Raw genomic sequence first — 17,506 nt, 5'->3', positions numbered from 1 at the left:
ATGATATGAAAAAATTTGATCTTATCGTTATTGGTTCTGGGCCAGCGGGAGAAAAAGCAGCTGTAAAGGCAGCATATTTTGGACATAAAGTTGCTTTAATAGAGAAAGAAGATAAATATGGTGGCGCAGGCGTACAAACAGGTACGTTACCATCTAAAACGCTTAAAGAAACTGCATTGTATCTATCGGGGATATATCAAAAAGGAGTTTTTGGAGTAGATAAAAAAGTGGGTAGAGAAACCGGAGTACATGATTTTCTATATCGAAAAAATGTGGTTACTAATCATATGCACAAAATTGTAAAATATAACCTCAAGAAGCATGGCATAGAGGTTTTTGAGGGGTTCGCCAGTTTTGTAGACCAAAATCGAATAAAAATATCAGGTGCTATAGAAGAAATCATATATGGCAAACATATTCTTATTGCCACAGGTTCTTATCCGTATCACCCCAAAAATATTCCTTTTGATAATAAACGTATTTTAGATTCTGATACAATACTGAGTATCAAGCATTTTCCTAAATCTATATGTGTTTTGGGTGCTGGAGTTATTGGGTGTGAATATGCTACTATTTTTGGGGCCATGGGAGTAAAGACTTTTATTGTTAATGATAGAGATAAAATTCTAGGATTTTTAGATACCGAAGTATCCGAAGCTCTCGTGGATCAAATGAGAAAGAATGATATCAAAATCCTGTTTAATAATTCTATTTCGGGGTTTGAGTTACCTGAAAATGAAGAAAAACCGTTACGATTGACTTTAAAGTCTGGCGAGGTATTAAATGTAGATATGTTTTTGTTTGCAGCAGGTCGAAGTGGGCGTATTAAGGGACTAAACTGTGACCAAATTGGTCTTGAAACGGGAAAAAGAGAAACTGTTTTAGTCAATGAAAAGTTTCAAACCAATATTCCCAATATTTATGCGGTAGGTGATGTAATTGGTTTTCCTGCTTTGGCAAGTACAAGTATGGAGCAAGGTCGTATTGCAGTAACACATATGTTTGATACTGCAGATTTAGAATCCCTTACTGATATATTTCCATATGGAATTTATACCGTACCCGAAGTATCTATGGTCGGTATAACCGAACAACAAGCAATTGATGACAAAATTGATTATGGAGTGGGGTATAGCTATTTTAGAGATACTGCTAGAGGGATGATCATGGGGGATAATGATAATGGATATCTTAAATTGATATTTAATAAAAACACAAAAGTGATTTTGGGAGTACACATAATAGGGTATATGGCTACCGAGCTTATTCACTACGGTATGGAACTCGTAAGAGAAGAAAAAACCTTGGATAACCTTATTGGTACTGTATTTAACTACCCAACATTACATGATTTATATAAATATGCGAGTTATGATGGCCTGGGTAATCTAGCAGGCAAAAAAATAAAAAAAGCTGGTGAAATGATCTAATTATGGAATCCTATTAATTTCTATAATTTGATGTGTGTTACTCGTATCTCCATACGAATTACCATTGGTTGCAATAAAAATGCGCCCTCCTGGAGAAATAGCAATATCTCTAAGGCGTCCAAAATCATCCGTAAAAAAAGATTCTTCTTGAGTAATCGTACTACCATCATCACTAAGAGTGAGTGCTATTATTTTTTGATCCTTTAGTACTGTCATTAAGAACTTATTGGTCCATTCTGGGATTCCGTTTCCTGAATAGTATACCAAATCAGAAGGTGCAATGGTTGGAGTCCAGTTAAAAATTGATTCTGTTACATTTGTTCCTGCAGCAAAGGCTTCCTCATTAGGCGTATCTATAACCCCCATAACATTAGGCCATCCATAATTAGAACCAGCTACTATTTGATTGATTTCGTCATCGTTACTGGGACCATGTTCAGAGCTGTATATATTGCCATTAGGATGTATTACCATTCCTTGTGGATTTCTATGACCAAAACTATACACATAACTTCCGGTAATTGGGTTGTCACTAGGGATGCTTCCATCAAGGTTTATTCTTAACACTTTTCCAGCCAGAGAGTTCAAGTTTTGTGATAAATTAGTATTACCTGCATCGCCAGTAGTCATTAAAAGATGTAAGTCTGAAGTAATTAATAATCTAGAACCATTATGTACAGAATTTGCAGGAATATCTTCTAATAAAGTAATTTGATCAGATAAAGTGTTATTTGCATAGGTAAAACGTACTAAACGTTCTAATAAACCGCTGGTACCTTGATAGGTATATACTACATACACAAAAGGATTATTGTCAAAATTAGGATGAAGTACCATTCCCAATAAACCGCTTTCTTGTACTTGTTCAACTTCGCTTACTGTCAATAGTTCTTGTTGTTCACCTGTATCTGGATTAACTCTACTAATTCTTCCACCACGTTCTGTAACCCATAAAAAATTATCCGGCCCCCATACAATTTCCCACGGTACACTTAGTGTGCTTATAATTGTTGTCGTTGCATCTGTTGGGTTGGGATCAGGGTCTGGATTGGGTGAAGTAGTATCATCACTAGAACAATAAAACAATAAAAATAAAACAAGAAGAATACCAATACCTTTAGCTATCTTATCCATGTAATGTGTATTTAAATATTATATCCTATCTATTGATAACCAATACTTTTAGGATTTATTGTTATGCAAACTTACAGATAGTGTGATAACCTATAAACAGGAGTAGGCTTTGAATATTTTAAGGCGCTCAAAAATTATTTTGTAACCTTTTCTAAAGTCATTTTGTCAAATTAATGTGAGCGCTCAAAAAACTATGTTTAATCACATTAAAATTTGAAAAGATGAATCAATTAAAAAGGACATTTATAAAACTATGCATAGTCATGATTACTGTGTGTATTTCAGAAACTGGTTTTAGTCAAAATAAAACAGAATATATAACCGTACCAAACGGAAGTAAGATTTCGACATCAATATTGAATACCTTAATCAAAAAAACAATGGACTCCCTGCAAATACCAGGAATTTCTATTGCTATAGTGAATGATTATAAAATTGCTTACCATAAAACATTTGGAGTAAAAAATATTAAAACGCAAGATCCTGTAAGCAGCGAGACTATTTTTGAAGGGGCATCCCTCTCTAAACCACTATTTGCTTATTTTGTAATGAAAATGGTTGAAGAGGGAGAATTTGATCTAGACAAACCTATATTTCCCTATTTAGAAATGGCCATAGGTGCAGAAGCCACCAAACAAGCAATTGATCCAAATTCTCTAGACGATTACAAAACACTTACTCCTCGTACTATCCTTTCTCATGGAACCGGAATACCTAATTGGGTAAAGGGAAAACCAATTAAAATAGCTTTTAAACCAGGTACTGATTTTTCATATTCTGGAGAAGCGTACCAGCACCTTGGTGCTGCACTAGGCACCAAATTAGGTATAGGATGGGGGAGTGCCTTGGATACTTTATTTCTTAAAAAAGCGGCCAACCCTATCGGAATGGACAGATCTTTTTACACCTGGAATGATGTGTTAGAAAAACATGTGTCTAGAGGCCATATGGATGGTAAGATGAATATGGAGATTCATAGAGATAAGAAAGTTGGTCCAGGATATAGTTTACAAAGTGATGCACAGGATTATGCTTTGTTCTTGATCGAGATAATGAACCCAAAAAACATAAAGGAATCTACTCGTGATGAAATGCTAAAAGAACACAATCATTTTAAGCCGGATAGTAAACTACTAAAAGAAACAGGGCAAACAGGTTGGGGACTGGGTTTTGCACAAAAGCCTACACCATATGGATTAATGCATTTGCATACAGGAAATAATCATGACTTTCAGGCATATACTATGTTTATTCCTGATCAAAAATATGGATTTGTAATCTTCGGAAATTCAAATAATTTATTTCCTTTACTTAACAGAATAGAAAAACTAATTGGAGAACACTTTTAAAATATAAAAACATGAAAGAATTAAACGAAATATTAGCAGTTGGTATAATGGGATTAGCAATTATACTTGTAGTACTTATTATCGCAAGATATACGTACTTGACTAAAAAAGCCATGATTGAAAAAGGTTTGTATCTAGAACAAGGGCTCAATAAGTTTAAGTATCTAGACATTGGATGTATTGTATTTGGATTAGGAATAGGATTATTAGTTTCTTCGATTTTTACAACAATGCAATTAACTGAAGACACTATGGATTTACTGGTTTGGGGAACTATTTTGATTTTTGGAGCTGCGGGATTAGTGGTTGCACATTTTATAAGAAAAAAACTTGAAAAGTAACCCGCTAAGTGAGGATTATGAACTAATCCGAAAGATCAACGAAGGTGATGCAACTGCTTTTAGACAACTTGTTTACAAGCATAAAGATGTATCACTTTCGCTTGCGCAGTCTATTTTGAAAGATGCTGTCATTGCAGAAGACGTTTTACAAGATGTTTTTATAAAAGTGTATCGTAAGTTGAATACCTTTAAATTTAAAGCATCATTTTCTACTTGGCTATACAGAATTGTAGTAAACACCAGCTATAACGAATTAAAAAAGCGAAAACAAAATATATCTGTGGATGCTATAGATGATACCTTTAACATCACTTCAGAAAAGAAGGATTTGATGGAGGAACAAGACCAAAGGAAGTATATTAATTTGGCATTACAAAAGCTTCGCCCGGATGAAGCCTTATTATTAAGACTTTTTTATTTATGCGAATTGAGTATTAAAGAAATTGAGGTCATCACTTCTTTTAAACCCTCTAAAATAAAAGTAGATTTACATAGAGGGAGAGAGAATATTGGTTTTCATTTAAAACAATTATTAGGAAAAGATTTAAAACAATTATTATGAAAGATGATCAATTAAAAAAAATCATTCAGAAAAGTACAATAGAAACATCAGACGATTTTTTAAACAATCTGATGCATACTATTGAAAATCAGAAAAACGTAAAAAAATCATCACTTTGGTGGTCTTTTAAGTCCGTTTTGATTGCTTGTACACTTTTAGTGACGGGAATAACATTTTTGACTTTTATATATTTAGGTAATACTACGGGATCTATTAGTTTTGAGATTCCTAAAACTCCCATATTTATTATCATAACGACATTGCTTTTATTGGCTGTTAATCATGTTATTAGAGTAAATGAAAATTATGGGAAAATTGCAAACTGATGATTTTTTATATGAGTACCAGGTATCAATTAGAGATGTTTATTTCTTTAATTGATATCTTCTTAGTAAAAAACTACTACATCCTAATAACATTACCAAAGTAGCTAGTCTTATTATATAAAAGTTAGTATGCTCAAAGCCTCCAAAATAATCTAGAAACAAAATACCGTTAATATTGGCATAGGTGATCATGAAAAATAGAACTTCAAATAGTTTTTTTCCTTTAAATAACACGCCAAGTAAAGCGGCTGTCATTACGATAAAAGAAGCTCCTAAGACAATTGCTATTACCAATGAGAAATTAGATAATAACCCTACTCTGAGTAATAGAGGTGTAGCTAGACAAAGTAGTAATATAATGGCACTACTTATTTTTGATACCAATAACCTAGCAATTGGCTTATATGAAGTGAATGTAAAGTAATGTACATTATTAGTTATTTCTCTAGTAGTAATATCTGATATCCTATGTACTTGTATAAACCATAGGATAGGTAACACCATTTGATGAGCTACTTTTATAGGTAATATAGATAATAGAACCATCCCAATGATATTTATAATCCATAACCATTTTTTACCTTTTCTAAATAGAAGTAAGAATTCAGTTCTTAATAATGGTAAAACCCCATAATTCTCATTAGTCTTTGGTAGGACAGATAATAATACTTCTTTGATTCTAAGTCGTTTTTGAACTACAGCAGTTTCTTTTGTGTTATTATTTTCTTTTCTCTTAAATCTATGAAATAATGGAGTTATGCCCACAATAATCCCTATACCTATTAATATCCACACAAATCTGCTTATAATAAAACTGGTAGAGAAATCTACACCATTAAACTCAAAAGTGTTGGCCTTTTTTACATTACCTAATACATAACCAATTGATAACTTTGTTGTTTGATCAGAATTGGTAATGGTTCTAACTTCATTTTCCATTTGATGTAATACCGTTTTATTACCAAATAGATCTAATGCATATTGATTTTCGTTCTTAGGAGAAAATAGTGCCAAAAGGGAAAAAAGAAAGAAAAATAGTATGTTTTGAAGAATAGTATATTTCTCAAAAACAACTTCAAAAACTACTGCTATAACTGCTACAATAAACATAGCAGGACATGTTATAAGTACGTATGGTTTTATAAATTGAATGAGATAAAATGAAAATCCATCGTTATATAAAAAGAATAATAGAATGCTCATTCCAAATACAGTACCTACGATAGTTAACAACACCAAAAAATTACTGATCACTTTTGATAATAGGTAAGAAAAATTGCTAATCCTTGTTGCAGCAATGATGTGGCCCACACGATTGTCTATGTCTGTTTTAATACTGCTATTTATGAGATAAAATCCAATTAGCGATAAAAAAGCACTAGTCATTATAGCGGTTACATAACCAAACCAAGCCGAATTGTAAACTCCTACGTAATCTGCGATTCTAATAGTGGAGTAATTAGCATTTGGTTCTGGAACAAACGTATATGCAATTGCCAGGCTTGCACAAAGTGTAATCAAAAATGAATAGCTTCGGGTTCGTTGTAAATAATCTAGTTTTATAATAGTTGTAAAAGGTTTCATGATTGATCTGTGTTAATGAGCGTTATAGATTCCTATATGTACTTTTTTAAGAAATGCAAGAATGACAATTATAAATATTAGTGTTACTACAGATAGTTGTAATACGGTTTTCTTATTAGGCAACTTTTTCATGTTTAATTGTTTTTAGTTAAGTATAAATACGCATCCTCTAATGTGGCTACTTGTCGTATCGAATTTGCAATGGGTGCAGTAGTGATATAGCGTACTAGGAGGTTTTCGTTTTTTCTAGAAGTGCTTACGACTATATGATTTAGTTTAAATGTGCCTAACTCTTCTTTTTTGATACTAGTTTCATATACTTTGTCATGTACATTGCTAATAATGTTTTCTTGATTACCATGAGTAATTAAGGTTCCATTTTTCATAACTGCTACTTGATCTGCTATGGTATCTATATCCGAAACAATATGTGAAGAAAGGATTACGATACAATCATTCGCCAAATCCGAAATTAGATTCCTAAAACGTACACGCTCTTCTGGATCCAAACCAACAGTTGGTTCATCAAATATTATAATCTTAGGGCTATTGAGTAATGCTTGTGCTATACCAATACGTTGCTTCATTCCGCCAGAGTAGGTGCCAATTGGTTTTTTAGCGGTATCAATGAGATTTAAACCTTCTAGCAGTTGATGTATCCTGGGTTTAAGATTTGGTCCACCGATTCCTTTCATGGCTGCCATGTATTCTAAAAACTCATAAGCATTTAGGTTAGGGTATACACCAAAATCTTGAGGCAAGAACCCTAACTGTTTTCGCATATAATTAGCGTCTTTTGCAATATTATTTTTGTTTAAACTTATGATGCCATCACTGGGTTTGTTTACCGTTGCTATCATTTTAAGTAAAGTTGATTTTCCTGCTCCGTTTGGACCTAATAAGCCTAGAATTCCCTTTTCTATGGTGATTGAAAAATCTTTCAAACCATATCTATTTCTTTGGTATCTTTTTGATACATTTTGTATTTCTAATTTCATTTGTATTATTTAATGTTACAATAGATGCATTGATATTATTTGTGATGTAGAGTACTCTCTATTTTTTCAACACATTCTATATCGACTTTATAATCTGTTTGATAAAGTGTAGCTATATTCTTTTGAATCGTACAGGTTAACATGGTTATTAATATCACTAGTAATTTCATTATTAAAGAGTTTTTTGGTTATGAATACATCAAAAGTCTTTTATAATATCGACGGAGTAAAAAAAGAATGATCAATAGGTTAGAATACGTGATAATAGGAAAGGGCTAGGTCATCATGAAAAAAGAACCGTTTAAACAAGAACTTATATCTTTCATCATAAAAAAACTAAGTTATTGCAAGCAAAATCTATCTTTGATTATAATTTTAATTGAATAGAATGTCAAAATTAGACTCTTGGATAGATAATAAATTGATTCAAAACATTAGTATTTGGATTTTTGTGTTGTTAATCTTCACTATGGTTATTCAAGCAGAAAACAGATTAACTACTTCTTTGGCGATTATAGCATTTATGATTCCGCCAATATATATAAGTAATCTTAGGGTACTTCCCTTGTTTTTTAAGAATAAACCAACCAAAGGGATAATTTTGTTTTGCTTAAATGCTGCGACTTTTACTTTTCTCGGAGTATTATTATTAAGTAATTTCTTTAAAAATTTTAAATGGGGGATGGTTCTTAATGTTTTTGGTGGGATCATACTTATTTTACTCTTTGGTACAGCCTTAAAACTGGCAAGAGATAGTTTTATTCGTAGACAAGAAGAAAAGAATGCAGAATTAAAATTATTAAAAGCTCAACTCAATCCACATTTTTTATTTAATACACTTAATAATTTGTATGGATTATCTGTTGTAAAGTCCAACAAGCTACCTGATTTGATGCTTAAGTTATCAGATTTGTTGCGGTATAGTCTATATGAAACCAAAGAAACATTTGTTCCTTTAGAAAAAGAAATTACATATTTGGAAAACTATATATCCCTAGAGAGAATTCGATTAGAGGACCAAACGGATATTCAATTTGTAAAAAAAGGCAATCTGAGTTCAAAAAATATAGCACCTATGTTATTTATTGTTTTTGTTGAGAACGCCTTTAAACATTTAAGCAATAGTGAAGATAAGAAGGGGAGGGTTTTTGTTTCGATCCAGGAAGAAAATGAGAAACTCATTTTTAAATGTGAAAATACTATTGATAACATCAATGTGAGTGAAGAAAATATGGAGAAAGGTAAAAGTGGAATTGGGTTAAAAAATGCAAAAAAACGACTTGACCTAATGTATTCAGCAAAGCACTCGCTGCATATTGATAAAAGTGATCTTTTATATAGTGTTGAATTAATACTTGATTTATAATATGAGCATATTACAATGTATTATTGCAGATGATGAGCCTATTGCACGTCAGATTTTAGAAAACTATATTCAATCTATCCCAAACCTGGAGTTAGTAGCTTCTTGTAAAAATGCTTTTGAGGTGATGGAGATATTACAAAAAGAAACTGTTGATATATTGTTTTTGGATATTAATATGCCAAAATTATCGGGTCTAAGTTTATTAAAAACACTACAAACCAAACCCAATGTAATCATAACCACGGCGTATCCAGAACATGCTGTAGAGGGATTTGCATTATCTGTTACAGATTATCTATTGAAGCCTTTTTCTTTAGAACGTTTTATACAAGCAGTATTAAAAGTACAGCAAAATAAAGAAGTAGTGCGGCAAGAAATCACTACAATAGAAGAAAAAGAAGTTATAAAATCGATTTTTATCAAAAGCGATAAAAAAATACTCAAACTTAATTTCGACGATATATTTTATGTAGAAGCTTACGGCAATTATATTAAGATATATACCGATAATATGGTGCTAACACCACAGACTTTATCTGATTTTTTGAGCAAAATACCTGATTCGTTTTTGCGAATCCATAAGTCCTTTGTTATTAATTTTGATCACTTGAAATTGATTGACGGAAACCAGATCATTTTACAAAATGAAACCAAATTACCAATCGGAAAATCATATAGAAAAGACGTTTTAGATAAGATTTCTAATTTTAATAAATCTTAATCCTCCTGCTTTACTGGTGATTATTCATATATTTAAGGAGTTCCGTAATTATTCTTCTATATAATGTCTCAAAAAATACCGTACATACATTTTGAATCTAATGAATCAAATATAATTGAAGGTATAGAGATCATAACTATAGAGAGCATTTTTCGTAGAAAACATGATTTAGATCACTATCCAGAAAAAGCACACCAGTTAGATTTTTATATGCTGGTGTTTTATACACAAGGAGAAACAGAGCATTTGGTTGATTTTGTATGGCACCCAGTACGAGCAAATACATTACTATATCTAGCAAAAGGACAAATAAATGCATTTAGATTTGAAGAAAACGTAAAAGGATTTGTTATTCTTTTTACCGAAGAATACTTTAAATCACAACTCAACAAACTACCTAAAAATGCAGTAATCCGTTTGTTTACTTCTCATTTATTCTCTCCAATAATTCAAATTCCCTTAAGTTCAAACGTAACTACTTATATAGATCTTTTTTATGATGAATTTTACAAAGAGAAAGGAGAGTTTAATAAAAAGAACATCATAGATTCTATATACACGGTTATCTTTTCCAAATTAGAGCAACTTAAACAATACCAAACCTTTCATCTTAAGGAATCGGATAAACTAGCTTCATTTTTAGAATTTAAATCATTGGTCGAACAATATTTTGTAACCAGTAGAAACGCCGATTTCTATGCCAAAGAAATGTATATTACGTACAAACACCTAAACACCATCTGTAAAGAAATTGTAGATAGTACAGCAAAGAGTTTTATAGATGAGTTTGTTATTCTAGAGGCAAAACGTAGGTTGGTAAATTCTACAGTAAAAAGTAATGAATTGGCATTTCAAATGGGGTTTAATGAGCCTACTAATTTTGTGAAGTATTTTAAAAAATTCACTAATTTAACCCCAAATGCATTCAAAAAGCGATCTTATTAAGTAATTAGGTTCGACTTTAACCATTTTTATCTTCTCTTTAACCTTTATCACATTCTTCCTTGTCCATAGCTTTGTAATAACATTATAAACTATAGATATGATACATAAAATAAGTATATCATTTGCGGTACTAAGTTTACTTTTTACCTCTTGTAAAACAGAAAAAAAGAAAGAAGGAGTCAGTATTGACACACAAAAACAAGAAACAACAATGGAACTATCAAACAAAGAAAAAGCGGTAGCATTATTAACTAGTTTAGAAACAGGAGATCAAAAACCTGTTGGCTATATCAATCCTAACAAATACATACAACACAACTTGGCAGTAGGAGATGGGTTAGCTGGATTTGGTGCCTTATTACAAAATGCTCCAAAAAGTGGATTTAAAGCTAATGTAATACGATCATATCAAGATGGTGAATATGTGTTTACACATACTATATATGATTTTTTTGGCCCCAAAATTGGATTTGACGTGTTTAGATTCGAGAATGGTAAAATAGTAGAACATTGGGATAATCTAATTGATTTAGCTCCTGTAAATCCAAGTGGACATACACAGACCGATGGCCCTATAAAAGCTACAGATCTCGATAAAACGATATCTAATAAAGCGCTGGTGAATGATTTTGTATCCAGTATTTTGATGAAGGGAGAAATGGATAAAATCGGAAATTATATTGAGGGAGATAACTATACCCAGCATAACCCCGTAATTGCCGATGGTCTATCTGGTTTAGGTAAAGCTTTAGAAGGAATGGCGAAACAAGGGATATCTATGGTGTATACAAAGATTCATAAAGTATTAGGTGAAGGAAATTTCGTTTTAGTTATAAGTGAAGGAACTTTTGCTGATCAACCTACATCATATTACGATTTATTTAGAGTGGATAACGGTAAAATTGTAGAACACTGGGATGTTGTAGAAACAATAATTGCAAAATCAGAATGGAAAAATACCAACGGAAAATATAATTTCCCGAACTAAGATACTAGATACTTCTGTTCATTTAGAACAGTCATATATTAAAAGGGTTTTTCTGTAAGGAAAAGCTCTTTTTTTAATTTAATAGTTTATATAATGCCTTCTAATAATTTATACAGCAATACATTACAAAAGATTGAAATAAAATTTATGGCATCATATTTGGATAGCTTTAAGTAATAATAATTTTAATTACATTACAATGAGTAAAGGAACAGTAAAATTCTTCAATGACGCCAAAGGTTTCGGTTTTATCACTGAAGAAAGTACTAACAAAGAACATTTTGTCCACATTTCTGGATTAATAGATGAAATTCGTGAAGGCGATGCAGTTGAGTTTGATCTAAAAGAAGGTAGAAAAGGATTAAATGCCGTGAACGTGAAAGTTATTTAATATATAAATATATTTTATAGTTTAGTAAAAGCCCATCTCAGGATGGGTTTTTTTTATGTAATAGATTTTCGTTTGTTGAAGTAATTTACAACAAGTGTAGTATCAACAAGCACTCCTTTTTAGGAGCATATATTCTCCTTTGTTTTTAAACTCTCGTATAGACATACCTGCATATCGTTTAAATGTTTTTGAAAGATGACTTACATCTGTAAACCCCAAATCATCCGCTATTTCCGTTAGCGTATAATCTGAATTAAGTAACCTGATCTCAACTAGTCTCAGTTTTGTTTTGATAATATATTCTCGCAGGGGCATATTTACCTGTTTTCTAAAAAACTCGCTCACATAGGTGGGTGACATTAAAAAAGTCTCCGCAAGATGTTCTATTTTAAGATGGTCAGGTTTATCAATATGTTCATTTATATAAGTCAACATTCTTGTTATTCTGTCATCGGTATTGATTCGAGCAACTTCATGAAAATCTCCTTTCTTGATATTTCTAATCAGAATCTCCATAATACTAGTCATTAAACTTCTAATGAGTGAAATAGATTCTTCTCCATAATTTCTCGATTCTTGTAGTATCATAGCAATCAATCTGTCTAGATGTTGTCTGTCAATATCACTCTTAATAATATCACCGGGTAATTGGTTGTAATTAGAAAGTATATATGAAGCTTCTTTAAACCACTCATTTCTGTCTATTGATACTCTATTGGTATTTTTAAAGAACGTATCGGTAAATTTTAAAAAAACGAATTTTGATGGTGTTTTAATATTAAAGGAATGACATTTTAAGGGTGGTAATAAAAAAATACTGTTCTTATGATACGGATAATCATTATAGTTAATACACTGTGTTCCTTCACCTCCTTTGATCAAAACCAATTCAAAGAAACTATTTTTGACTGGCCGTTGTTTCCACTCAGATAATTCTAATTCTTGTATTTCAAAAGGTTTATACGCTTCTAATACTTGCATATTTGGTATGATTTAATGCAAAATTAGAAAAAACCATACAATAATCGACATTGATGACTTATCTAACCTTTTAAAATACATAAATCTCCATTTTTTATACATTATTTGGCTCAGGTTCCTATCTATCTTTGTTGTATTAGACAATAAAATAACATAAAACAAAACAGATATGAGTAATCAACTTACCATTGTGGCTAGAATTTTAGTCAAAGAAGAAAAAAGAGATCTGGTACAATCAGAATTAGTGAAATTAATTGACATAACCAGAGCAGAAAAGGGATGTATTAATTATGATTTACATCAAGATAATGACAACAAAAACTTATTTTTATTTTATGAAAATTGGGAAAGCCGTGAGCTTTGGCAAGCACATATGAATAACGATCATTTAGCTCAATATATGAAAGCCACCGAAGGGGCAGTAGAGGAGTTTGTATTAAATGAAATGACAGTAATAGGTTGATACTTAATATCCAAAATAAAAGCGATATGAAAGCAATAGGATATAAAGAAAACCTGCCAGTAGATAATGAAAAATCATTACAGGATATTGAGTTAGAAACGCCGCAGGCCAAAGGCAGGGATATATTGGTAGAGATTAAAGCAATCTCTATAAATCCTGCCGATTACAAAGTGCGTCAAGGTATGAAACCAGAAAATGACCAATGGAAGATTATAGGTTGGGATGCCACAGGTATAGTAAAAGAAGTAGGAGAGGATGTTACTTTGTTTAATTTAGGAGACGAAGTATGGTATGCTGGAGATTTTACGCGCCAAGGGAGTTATTCGCAATTTCAATTAGTTGATGAAAGGATAGTGGGTAAAAAACCTAAGAGTTTATCCTATGCGGATGCTGCGGCATTGCCATTAACATCTCTTACCGCCTGGGAGTTACTCTTTGATAGAATACAAGTAGATAAGAATAATAGTGATAAAAGTATTTTGGTTATTGGTGCTGCCGGAGGTGTTGGATCTATTTTAGTGCAACTGGTAAAACAATTAACACAGCTTACTATTATTGGTACCGCATCACGAGACGAAACCACTACATGGTTAAGAGATTTGGGTGTGGATCATGTTATTAATCATAGAAACAAACTAAGTGATGAGTTTAGCAAACAAAACTTGGCAGAAGTTGACTATGTGATTAGCCTAAATGCTACAGATCAACATATTGATGAGATTGTTAAAGTGATTAAACCGCAAGGTAAATTTGGTTTTATTGATGATCCAAAAGAGTTAAATGTAATGCCTTTTAAAGCAAAAGCCGTTTCTACGCATATAGAATTGATGTTTACTAGGTCTATGTTTCAGACAGAGGATATGATAGAACAGCATAATATACTCAATGAGGTATCTGATATGATCGATCAAGGAACCATAAAAACTACAATAGACGAAAATTTTGGAGGGATAAACGCTACAAATATTAGAAGAGCTCATGCATTCCTAGAATCACGCAAAGCCAAAGGTAAAATTGTATTAGAAGGTTTTTAATAATCTAAACCAAATAGTAAAACATTACACATATTTTGGGACTTTATCAGGAACAACGGCTGGATCTGTTTCCATTAAAAATTTCATGAACAGATAGAGTCCCAGAATGTGACCGGTGGTATTAAAAATAATAAACACTCTACTAGAATAAAAAAGCTCATTAATAGGTGCTAATGTGATAATGAATATACACAAACAAGCAGAAATTAAGAGCCTAATACCCGATACATATACATCAGAGATATAGATATAGTATGATATTGCGATGTAAACCAACAGAGGTATTACTGCCATTACTATATACGGGATAGCACCGGGAAGCCGATGTAATACCAGCTCAGAAATCGAAAATATAAGATAAATAATAAGAGCTAAACTAATTAATAAAGAGGCCGAAATTATTTTAGACCAGTGCTGCTTAGTCTGGACGACATAACTTTTTAACGATAAAGAAGTGAAAACTAAATATGAGGATATAAGAATACAAATTTTTGAGAAATTGCTAATCATATCCGTATACAACAGAAAGTCATTAACCATTAAAGCAATGATACTAAGAATGAAAAACATATTTATTCTAGGGCTATCTTTAATATAATATATGATGAGTGCAAGTAATGTAATGGGTAGGATAATTTTTAAATACGACTTATCAAAAAATGTAGAAATTACTATGACTATTAGATAACATAAATAGAACATAACCTTTGGGGCGTGTAGGTTTTTCATTTGGGGTAGTTATTGTTTTGAGACTTAAAGGGGTTTTAAGATAATAAAAAAATGATTTAATACTATAATATAATTACGGTTTTTGTGTATTTAGAATTATTCTTGGTAAAACTGTTCTCATTCCTTTTTAGTTTTTATACTGTATTTTTACTGTAGTTGTGAGGCCATTATTTTCCATATGCTTCTCTAGAAGTTTTAATCTTCTTAAAATGAATATTTGCCCAATCAGCTAGTGAATTTACATGAGGTACTAAACTAATACCCATTTCGGTAAGACGATATTCTACACGTGGTGGTACTTCTGGATAAATTTTACGATGAACTAATCCATCAGCTTCAAGATTTCGTAAAGTTTTGGTAAGCATTTTTTGTGATACATCGGGGATGGCTTTTTGTAGCTCATTAAAGCGTAGCTTCTCAACATTACTTAATCCCACGATAATTAATATCGACCATTTATCACCAAATCGATCCAAAACATAACGAATAGGACAGTCGTCTAAAATAAATTTCCCACTTTCTCCAATCATAACACTTTGATTTTCAGTATTAGTTACTTCAAAGTAACTATCTAACCTTAAAGTACCTTCTTGTTTGATGCTAAATTACTTTTTATCTTTAACTTTCCAAAATATACCAACATTCTTTTAGAGAGTATGTTAAATTATAGCTATTTATACAGAATATTATGAAAGGAAAATTGATTTATGTATCCGATTCGCAATGTGGATGGTGTTATGGAAATGGCGAAAATATTTCGATGATATACAATACATTCAAAAATGATTTTGATTTTGAATTTTTAAATGGTGGCATGTGGGTTGGTCAAGATGCACCAAGAGGAGGACGGCAAATATCAGACTATATTAATGCTAGAGCGCCACGTTTAACTGCAATTACAGGAAGAGATATAGATCCAGCTTTTTTTGGATTAATCGCAGACCCTAGTCAGGTATTAAGTAGTCTAGAACCCAGTGCCGCAATTGTACTTATTAAAGAACTAAACCCTGAACACACATTCACCTTTGCAAAAGAAGTACAAAACGCACTCTTTAAGGAAGCAAAACCATTAGACATATTAGATACCTACATACCTATTCTAGAAAAACTGGCTATTGATCAAACCCAATTTACTAACAGATGGATGCAGGATGATAATCTCACCAAAACACATAAGGAGTTTCAAATAGCAAGAGGTATGGCCAACGGTTTCCCCACATTTATACTAGAACAAGGGGATAAAAAAACAGTTCTGGCATCTGGCTATTTTGATGTACAGGCAATGAAAGATCACATATCTGGTATCAAAGCGATTGATAAGAAAGAGATTGGTGGAGAGTTTTGCGAAATAGAGGGAGACTGTTAATCATTAATAAACACATATAATACTTTAAAAAAATAAAATACGAAATAATGAAAAAACTCTTAAGAATAGATAGCAGTGCAAGACAATCAGACTCTATTAGTAGGCAGTTAGCAGATGTACTTCAAGCTAGAATAGAGCAACAAGGAGCCGTTACTGTTCAAAAACGAGATCTATATTATGAAGAATTGGTGAAATTAGGTAATGAGGATCAGGTAAACGGTTACTTTACACCTGCTGATCAGCAAACTGAAGCACAACAACATGCCGTTGCTGGTTCTAATATTTTGGCAACAGAATTCGCACAAGCAGACGAGTACCTTTTTGCTGTACCTATGTACAATTTTGGAGTAAGTGCTGCATTAAAAACATATATTGATTTAATCTCTAGAGTAGGGGTTACGTTTAAGTATGGAGAAGGTTTTCCGATCGGTTTATTAGAAAATAAAAAAGCATATGTTATTGTAGTGACTGGCGGAACGCCATTAGAAAGCGATTATGATTTTGTAATACCATATTTAAAGGTATTTCTAAACTTTGTAGGTATTACTAATATTGAATTTATCAAAGCAGCCTCTACCCGTAATAACATAGAGCAAGCCTTGATTGATGCAAAAAATAATATCAATACATTAGAGATCTCTTAATTACAAAGACGCTCCCTGATTATAAAAAAGCTATCCGTTCGGGTAGCTTTTTTTTGTTGAAATCATCTTATTACAATTGAACTTCATTTAACGACGGTTGAACATAAACTCATTTAATTTTTCATGTAACATCAACATCTTTGGACCATACAAT

The 17,506-nt window shown here is 31.9% G+C and carries 20 protein-coding genes; 14 read left to right on the top strand and 6 right to left on the bottom strand.

Annotated features, from left to right (window positions below; all coding sequences use genetic code 11):
* Positions 1–5 precede the first annotated feature (5 nt).
* Entirely contained in the window at positions 6–1,430 is a 1,425-nt protein-coding gene (gene sthA, locus DK508_RS12365) for a Si-specific NAD(P)(+) transhydrogenase (RefSeq protein WP_109301063.1), read from the top strand.
* Here sthA and DK508_RS12360 read toward each other — a convergent pair whose 3' ends face one another.
* Positions 1,431–2,564 (bottom strand): sorbosone dehydrogenase family protein, encoded by a 1,134-nt coding sequence (locus DK508_RS12360; protein ID WP_109301062.1) that lies wholly within the window; start codon positions 2,562–2,564, stop codon positions 1,431–1,433. It abuts the gene before it with no gap.
* Between the two features lie 221 nt (positions 2,565–2,785).
* Here DK508_RS12360 and DK508_RS12355 point away from each other — a divergent pair, with 221 nt between their 5' ends.
* The 4 genes from DK508_RS12355 to DK508_RS12340 are packed head-to-tail and all read left to right on the top strand — an operon-like array spanning position 2,786 to position 5,142.
* Complete coding sequence (locus DK508_RS12355; protein WP_235016401.1) at positions 2,786–3,913, top strand: serine hydrolase; 1,128 nt, start codon at positions 2,786–2,788, stop codon at positions 3,911–3,913.
* Between the two features lie 11 nt (positions 3,914–3,924).
* On the top strand, positions 3,925–4,254 hold the full coding sequence (locus DK508_RS12350) for a hypothetical protein (RefSeq protein WP_109301061.1): 330 nt from the start codon (positions 3,925–3,927) through the stop codon (positions 4,252–4,254).
* Entirely contained in the window at positions 4,244–4,816 is a 573-nt protein-coding gene (locus DK508_RS12345; protein WP_109301060.1) for an RNA polymerase sigma factor, read from the top strand. The genes DK508_RS12350 and DK508_RS12345 overlap by 11 nt, the downstream gene beginning before the upstream one ends.
* Positions 4,813–5,142 carry a hypothetical protein gene (locus DK508_RS12340; protein ID WP_109301059.1) on the top strand — a complete coding sequence of 110 codons (330 nt, stop codon included), beginning with the start codon at positions 4,813–4,815 and terminating at the stop codon, positions 5,140–5,142. Before DK508_RS12345 ends, DK508_RS12340 begins: the two co-directional genes overlap by 4 nt.
* A gap of 39 nt (positions 5,143–5,181) precedes the next feature.
* Here DK508_RS12340 and DK508_RS12335 read toward each other — a convergent pair whose 3' ends face one another.
* Together DK508_RS12335 and DK508_RS12330 are read right to left on the bottom strand one after the other, a co-directional pair.
* Complete coding sequence (locus DK508_RS12335) at positions 5,182–6,726, bottom strand: hypothetical protein (protein ID WP_109301058.1); 1,545 nt, start codon at positions 6,724–6,726, stop codon at positions 5,182–5,184.
* A gap of 134 nt (positions 6,727–6,860) precedes the next feature.
* Entirely contained in the window at positions 6,861–7,724 is an 864-nt protein-coding gene (locus DK508_RS12330) for an ABC transporter ATP-binding protein (protein ID WP_109301057.1), read from the bottom strand.
* A gap of 388 nt (positions 7,725–8,112) precedes the next feature.
* Here DK508_RS12330 and DK508_RS12325 point away from each other — a divergent pair, with 388 nt between their 5' ends.
* From DK508_RS12325 to DK508_RS12305, 5 genes are all read left to right on the top strand, one after another.
* Positions 8,113–9,090, top strand: a complete 978-nt coding sequence (locus DK508_RS12325) for a sensor histidine kinase (RefSeq protein ID WP_109301056.1) — start codon at positions 8,113–8,115, stop codon at positions 9,088–9,090.
* 1 nt (position 9,091) lies between these two features.
* Positions 9,092–9,811, top strand: coding sequence for a LytTR family DNA-binding domain-containing protein (locus tag DK508_RS12320; RefSeq protein ID WP_109301055.1), 720 nt, complete (start codon positions 9,092–9,094; stop codon positions 9,809–9,811).
* 63 nt (positions 9,812–9,874) lie between these two features.
* Positions 9,875–10,756 carry a helix-turn-helix transcriptional regulator gene (locus DK508_RS12315; protein ID WP_109301054.1) on the top strand — a complete coding sequence of 294 codons (882 nt, stop codon included), beginning with the start codon at positions 9,875–9,877 and terminating at the stop codon, positions 10,754–10,756.
* Positions 10,757–10,853: 97 nt separating this feature from the next.
* A complete protein-coding gene (locus DK508_RS12310; RefSeq protein WP_235016399.1) occupies positions 10,854–11,744 on the top strand; it encodes a nuclear transport factor 2 family protein in 891 nt (296 codons plus the stop codon).
* Between the two features lie 199 nt (positions 11,745–11,943).
* Positions 11,944–12,135, top strand: a complete 192-nt coding sequence (locus DK508_RS12305) for a cold-shock protein (protein WP_109301053.1) — start codon at positions 11,944–11,946, stop codon at positions 12,133–12,135.
* A 102-nt stretch (positions 12,136–12,237) separates the two neighbouring features.
* Here the strand turns inward: DK508_RS12305 and DK508_RS12300 are convergent, their stop codons facing one another.
* Positions 12,238–13,116 (bottom strand): AraC family transcriptional regulator, encoded by an 879-nt coding sequence (locus DK508_RS12300; protein ID WP_109301052.1) that lies wholly within the window; start codon positions 13,114–13,116, stop codon positions 12,238–12,240.
* Positions 13,117–13,285: 169 nt separating this feature from the next.
* Between DK508_RS12300 and DK508_RS12295 the strand changes: the two genes are divergently transcribed.
* Positions 13,286–13,579, top strand: a complete 294-nt coding sequence (locus tag DK508_RS12295) for a putative quinol monooxygenase (protein WP_109301051.1) — start codon at positions 13,286–13,288, stop codon at positions 13,577–13,579.
* 26 nt (positions 13,580–13,605) lie between these two features.
* A complete protein-coding gene (locus DK508_RS12290) occupies positions 13,606–14,613 on the top strand; it encodes a zinc-binding alcohol dehydrogenase family protein (protein WP_109301336.1) in 1,008 nt (335 codons plus the stop codon).
* Positions 14,614–14,637: 24 nt separating this feature from the next.
* On the opposite strand, the gene DK508_RS12285 is transcribed toward DK508_RS12290, so the two are convergent.
* A complete protein-coding gene (locus tag DK508_RS12285) occupies positions 14,638–15,342 on the bottom strand; it encodes a hypothetical protein (protein WP_109301050.1) in 705 nt (234 codons plus the stop codon).
* A 167-nt stretch (positions 15,343–15,509) separates the two neighbouring features.
* A complete protein-coding gene (locus tag DK508_RS12280) occupies positions 15,510–15,872 on the bottom strand; it encodes a helix-turn-helix domain-containing protein (protein WP_109301049.1) in 363 nt (120 codons plus the stop codon).
* Between the two features lie 158 nt (positions 15,873–16,030).
* Between DK508_RS12280 and DK508_RS12275 the strand changes: the two genes are divergently transcribed.
* Both DK508_RS12275 and DK508_RS12270 read left to right on the top strand, forming a co-directional pair.
* Positions 16,031–16,708 carry a DsbA family protein gene (locus tag DK508_RS12275; protein ID WP_109301048.1) on the top strand — a complete coding sequence of 226 codons (678 nt, stop codon included), beginning with the start codon at positions 16,031–16,033 and terminating at the stop codon, positions 16,706–16,708.
* 47 nt (positions 16,709–16,755) lie between these two features.
* Positions 16,756–17,352 carry an FMN-dependent NADH-azoreductase gene (locus DK508_RS12270; RefSeq protein ID WP_109301047.1) on the top strand — a complete coding sequence of 199 codons (597 nt, stop codon included), beginning with the start codon at positions 16,756–16,758 and terminating at the stop codon, positions 17,350–17,352.
* Positions 17,353–17,506: the final 154 nt, after the last annotated feature.

It is taken from the genome of Aquimarina sp. AU474 (assembly GCF_900312815.1).
Taxonomy (GTDB): Bacteria; Bacteroidota; Bacteroidia; order Flavobacteriales; family Flavobacteriaceae; genus Aquimarina.
This window is presented reverse-complemented; position numbering and strand designations above follow the sequence as displayed.

Excerpts from the sequence above, each read along its gene's own strand:
- sthA (WP_109301063.1), top strand. The coding sequence starts at position 6 with ATGAAAAAATTTGATCTTATCGTTATTGGTTCTGGGCCAGCGGGAGAA.
- DK508_RS12360 (WP_109301062.1), bottom strand. The coding sequence starts at position 2,564 with ATGGATAAGATAGCTAAAGGTATTGGTATTCTTCTTGTTTTATTTTTA.
- DK508_RS12355 (WP_235016401.1), top strand. The coding sequence starts at position 2,786 with ATGAATCAATTAAAAAGGACATTTATAAAACTATGCATAGTCATGATT.
- DK508_RS12350 (WP_109301061.1), top strand. The coding sequence starts at position 3,925 with ATGAAAGAATTAAACGAAATATTAGCAGTTGGTATAATGGGATTAGCA.
- DK508_RS12340 (WP_109301059.1), top strand. The coding sequence starts at position 4,813 with ATGAAAGATGATCAATTAAAAAAAATCATTCAGAAAAGTACAATAGAA.
- DK508_RS12335 (WP_109301058.1), bottom strand. The coding sequence starts at position 6,726 with ATGAAACCTTTTACAACTATTATAAAACTAGATTATTTACAACGAACC.
- DK508_RS12330 (WP_109301057.1), bottom strand. The coding sequence starts at position 7,724 with ATGAAATTAGAAATACAAAATGTATCAAAAAGATACCAAAGAAATAGA.
- DK508_RS12325 (WP_109301056.1), top strand. The coding sequence starts at position 8,113 with ATGTCAAAATTAGACTCTTGGATAGATAATAAATTGATTCAAAACATT.
- DK508_RS12320 (WP_109301055.1), top strand. The coding sequence starts at position 9,092 with ATGAGCATATTACAATGTATTATTGCAGATGATGAGCCTATTGCACGT.
- DK508_RS12315 (WP_109301054.1), top strand. The coding sequence starts at position 9,875 with ATGTCTCAAAAAATACCGTACATACATTTTGAATCTAATGAATCAAAT.
- DK508_RS12310 (WP_235016399.1), top strand. The coding sequence starts at position 10,854 with ATGATACATAAAATAAGTATATCATTTGCGGTACTAAGTTTACTTTTT.
- DK508_RS12305 (WP_109301053.1), top strand. The coding sequence starts at position 11,944 with ATGAGTAAAGGAACAGTAAAATTCTTCAATGACGCCAAAGGTTTCGGT.
- DK508_RS12300 (WP_109301052.1), bottom strand. The coding sequence starts at position 13,116 with ATGCAAGTATTAGAAGCGTATAAACCTTTTGAAATACAAGAATTAGAA.
- DK508_RS12295 (WP_109301051.1), top strand. The coding sequence starts at position 13,286 with ATGAGTAATCAACTTACCATTGTGGCTAGAATTTTAGTCAAAGAAGAA.
- DK508_RS12290 (WP_109301336.1), top strand. The coding sequence starts at position 13,606 with ATGAAAGCAATAGGATATAAAGAAAACCTGCCAGTAGATAATGAAAAA.
- DK508_RS12285 (WP_109301050.1), bottom strand. The coding sequence starts at position 15,342 with ATGAAAAACCTACACGCCCCAAAGGTTATGTTCTATTTATGTTATCTA.
- DK508_RS12280 (WP_109301049.1), bottom strand. The coding sequence starts at position 15,872 with ATGATTGGAGAAAGTGGGAAATTTATTTTAGACGACTGTCCTATTCGT.
- DK508_RS12275 (WP_109301048.1), top strand. The coding sequence starts at position 16,031 with ATGAAAGGAAAATTGATTTATGTATCCGATTCGCAATGTGGATGGTGT.
- DK508_RS12270 (WP_109301047.1), top strand. The coding sequence starts at position 16,756 with ATGAAAAAACTCTTAAGAATAGATAGCAGTGCAAGACAATCAGACTCT.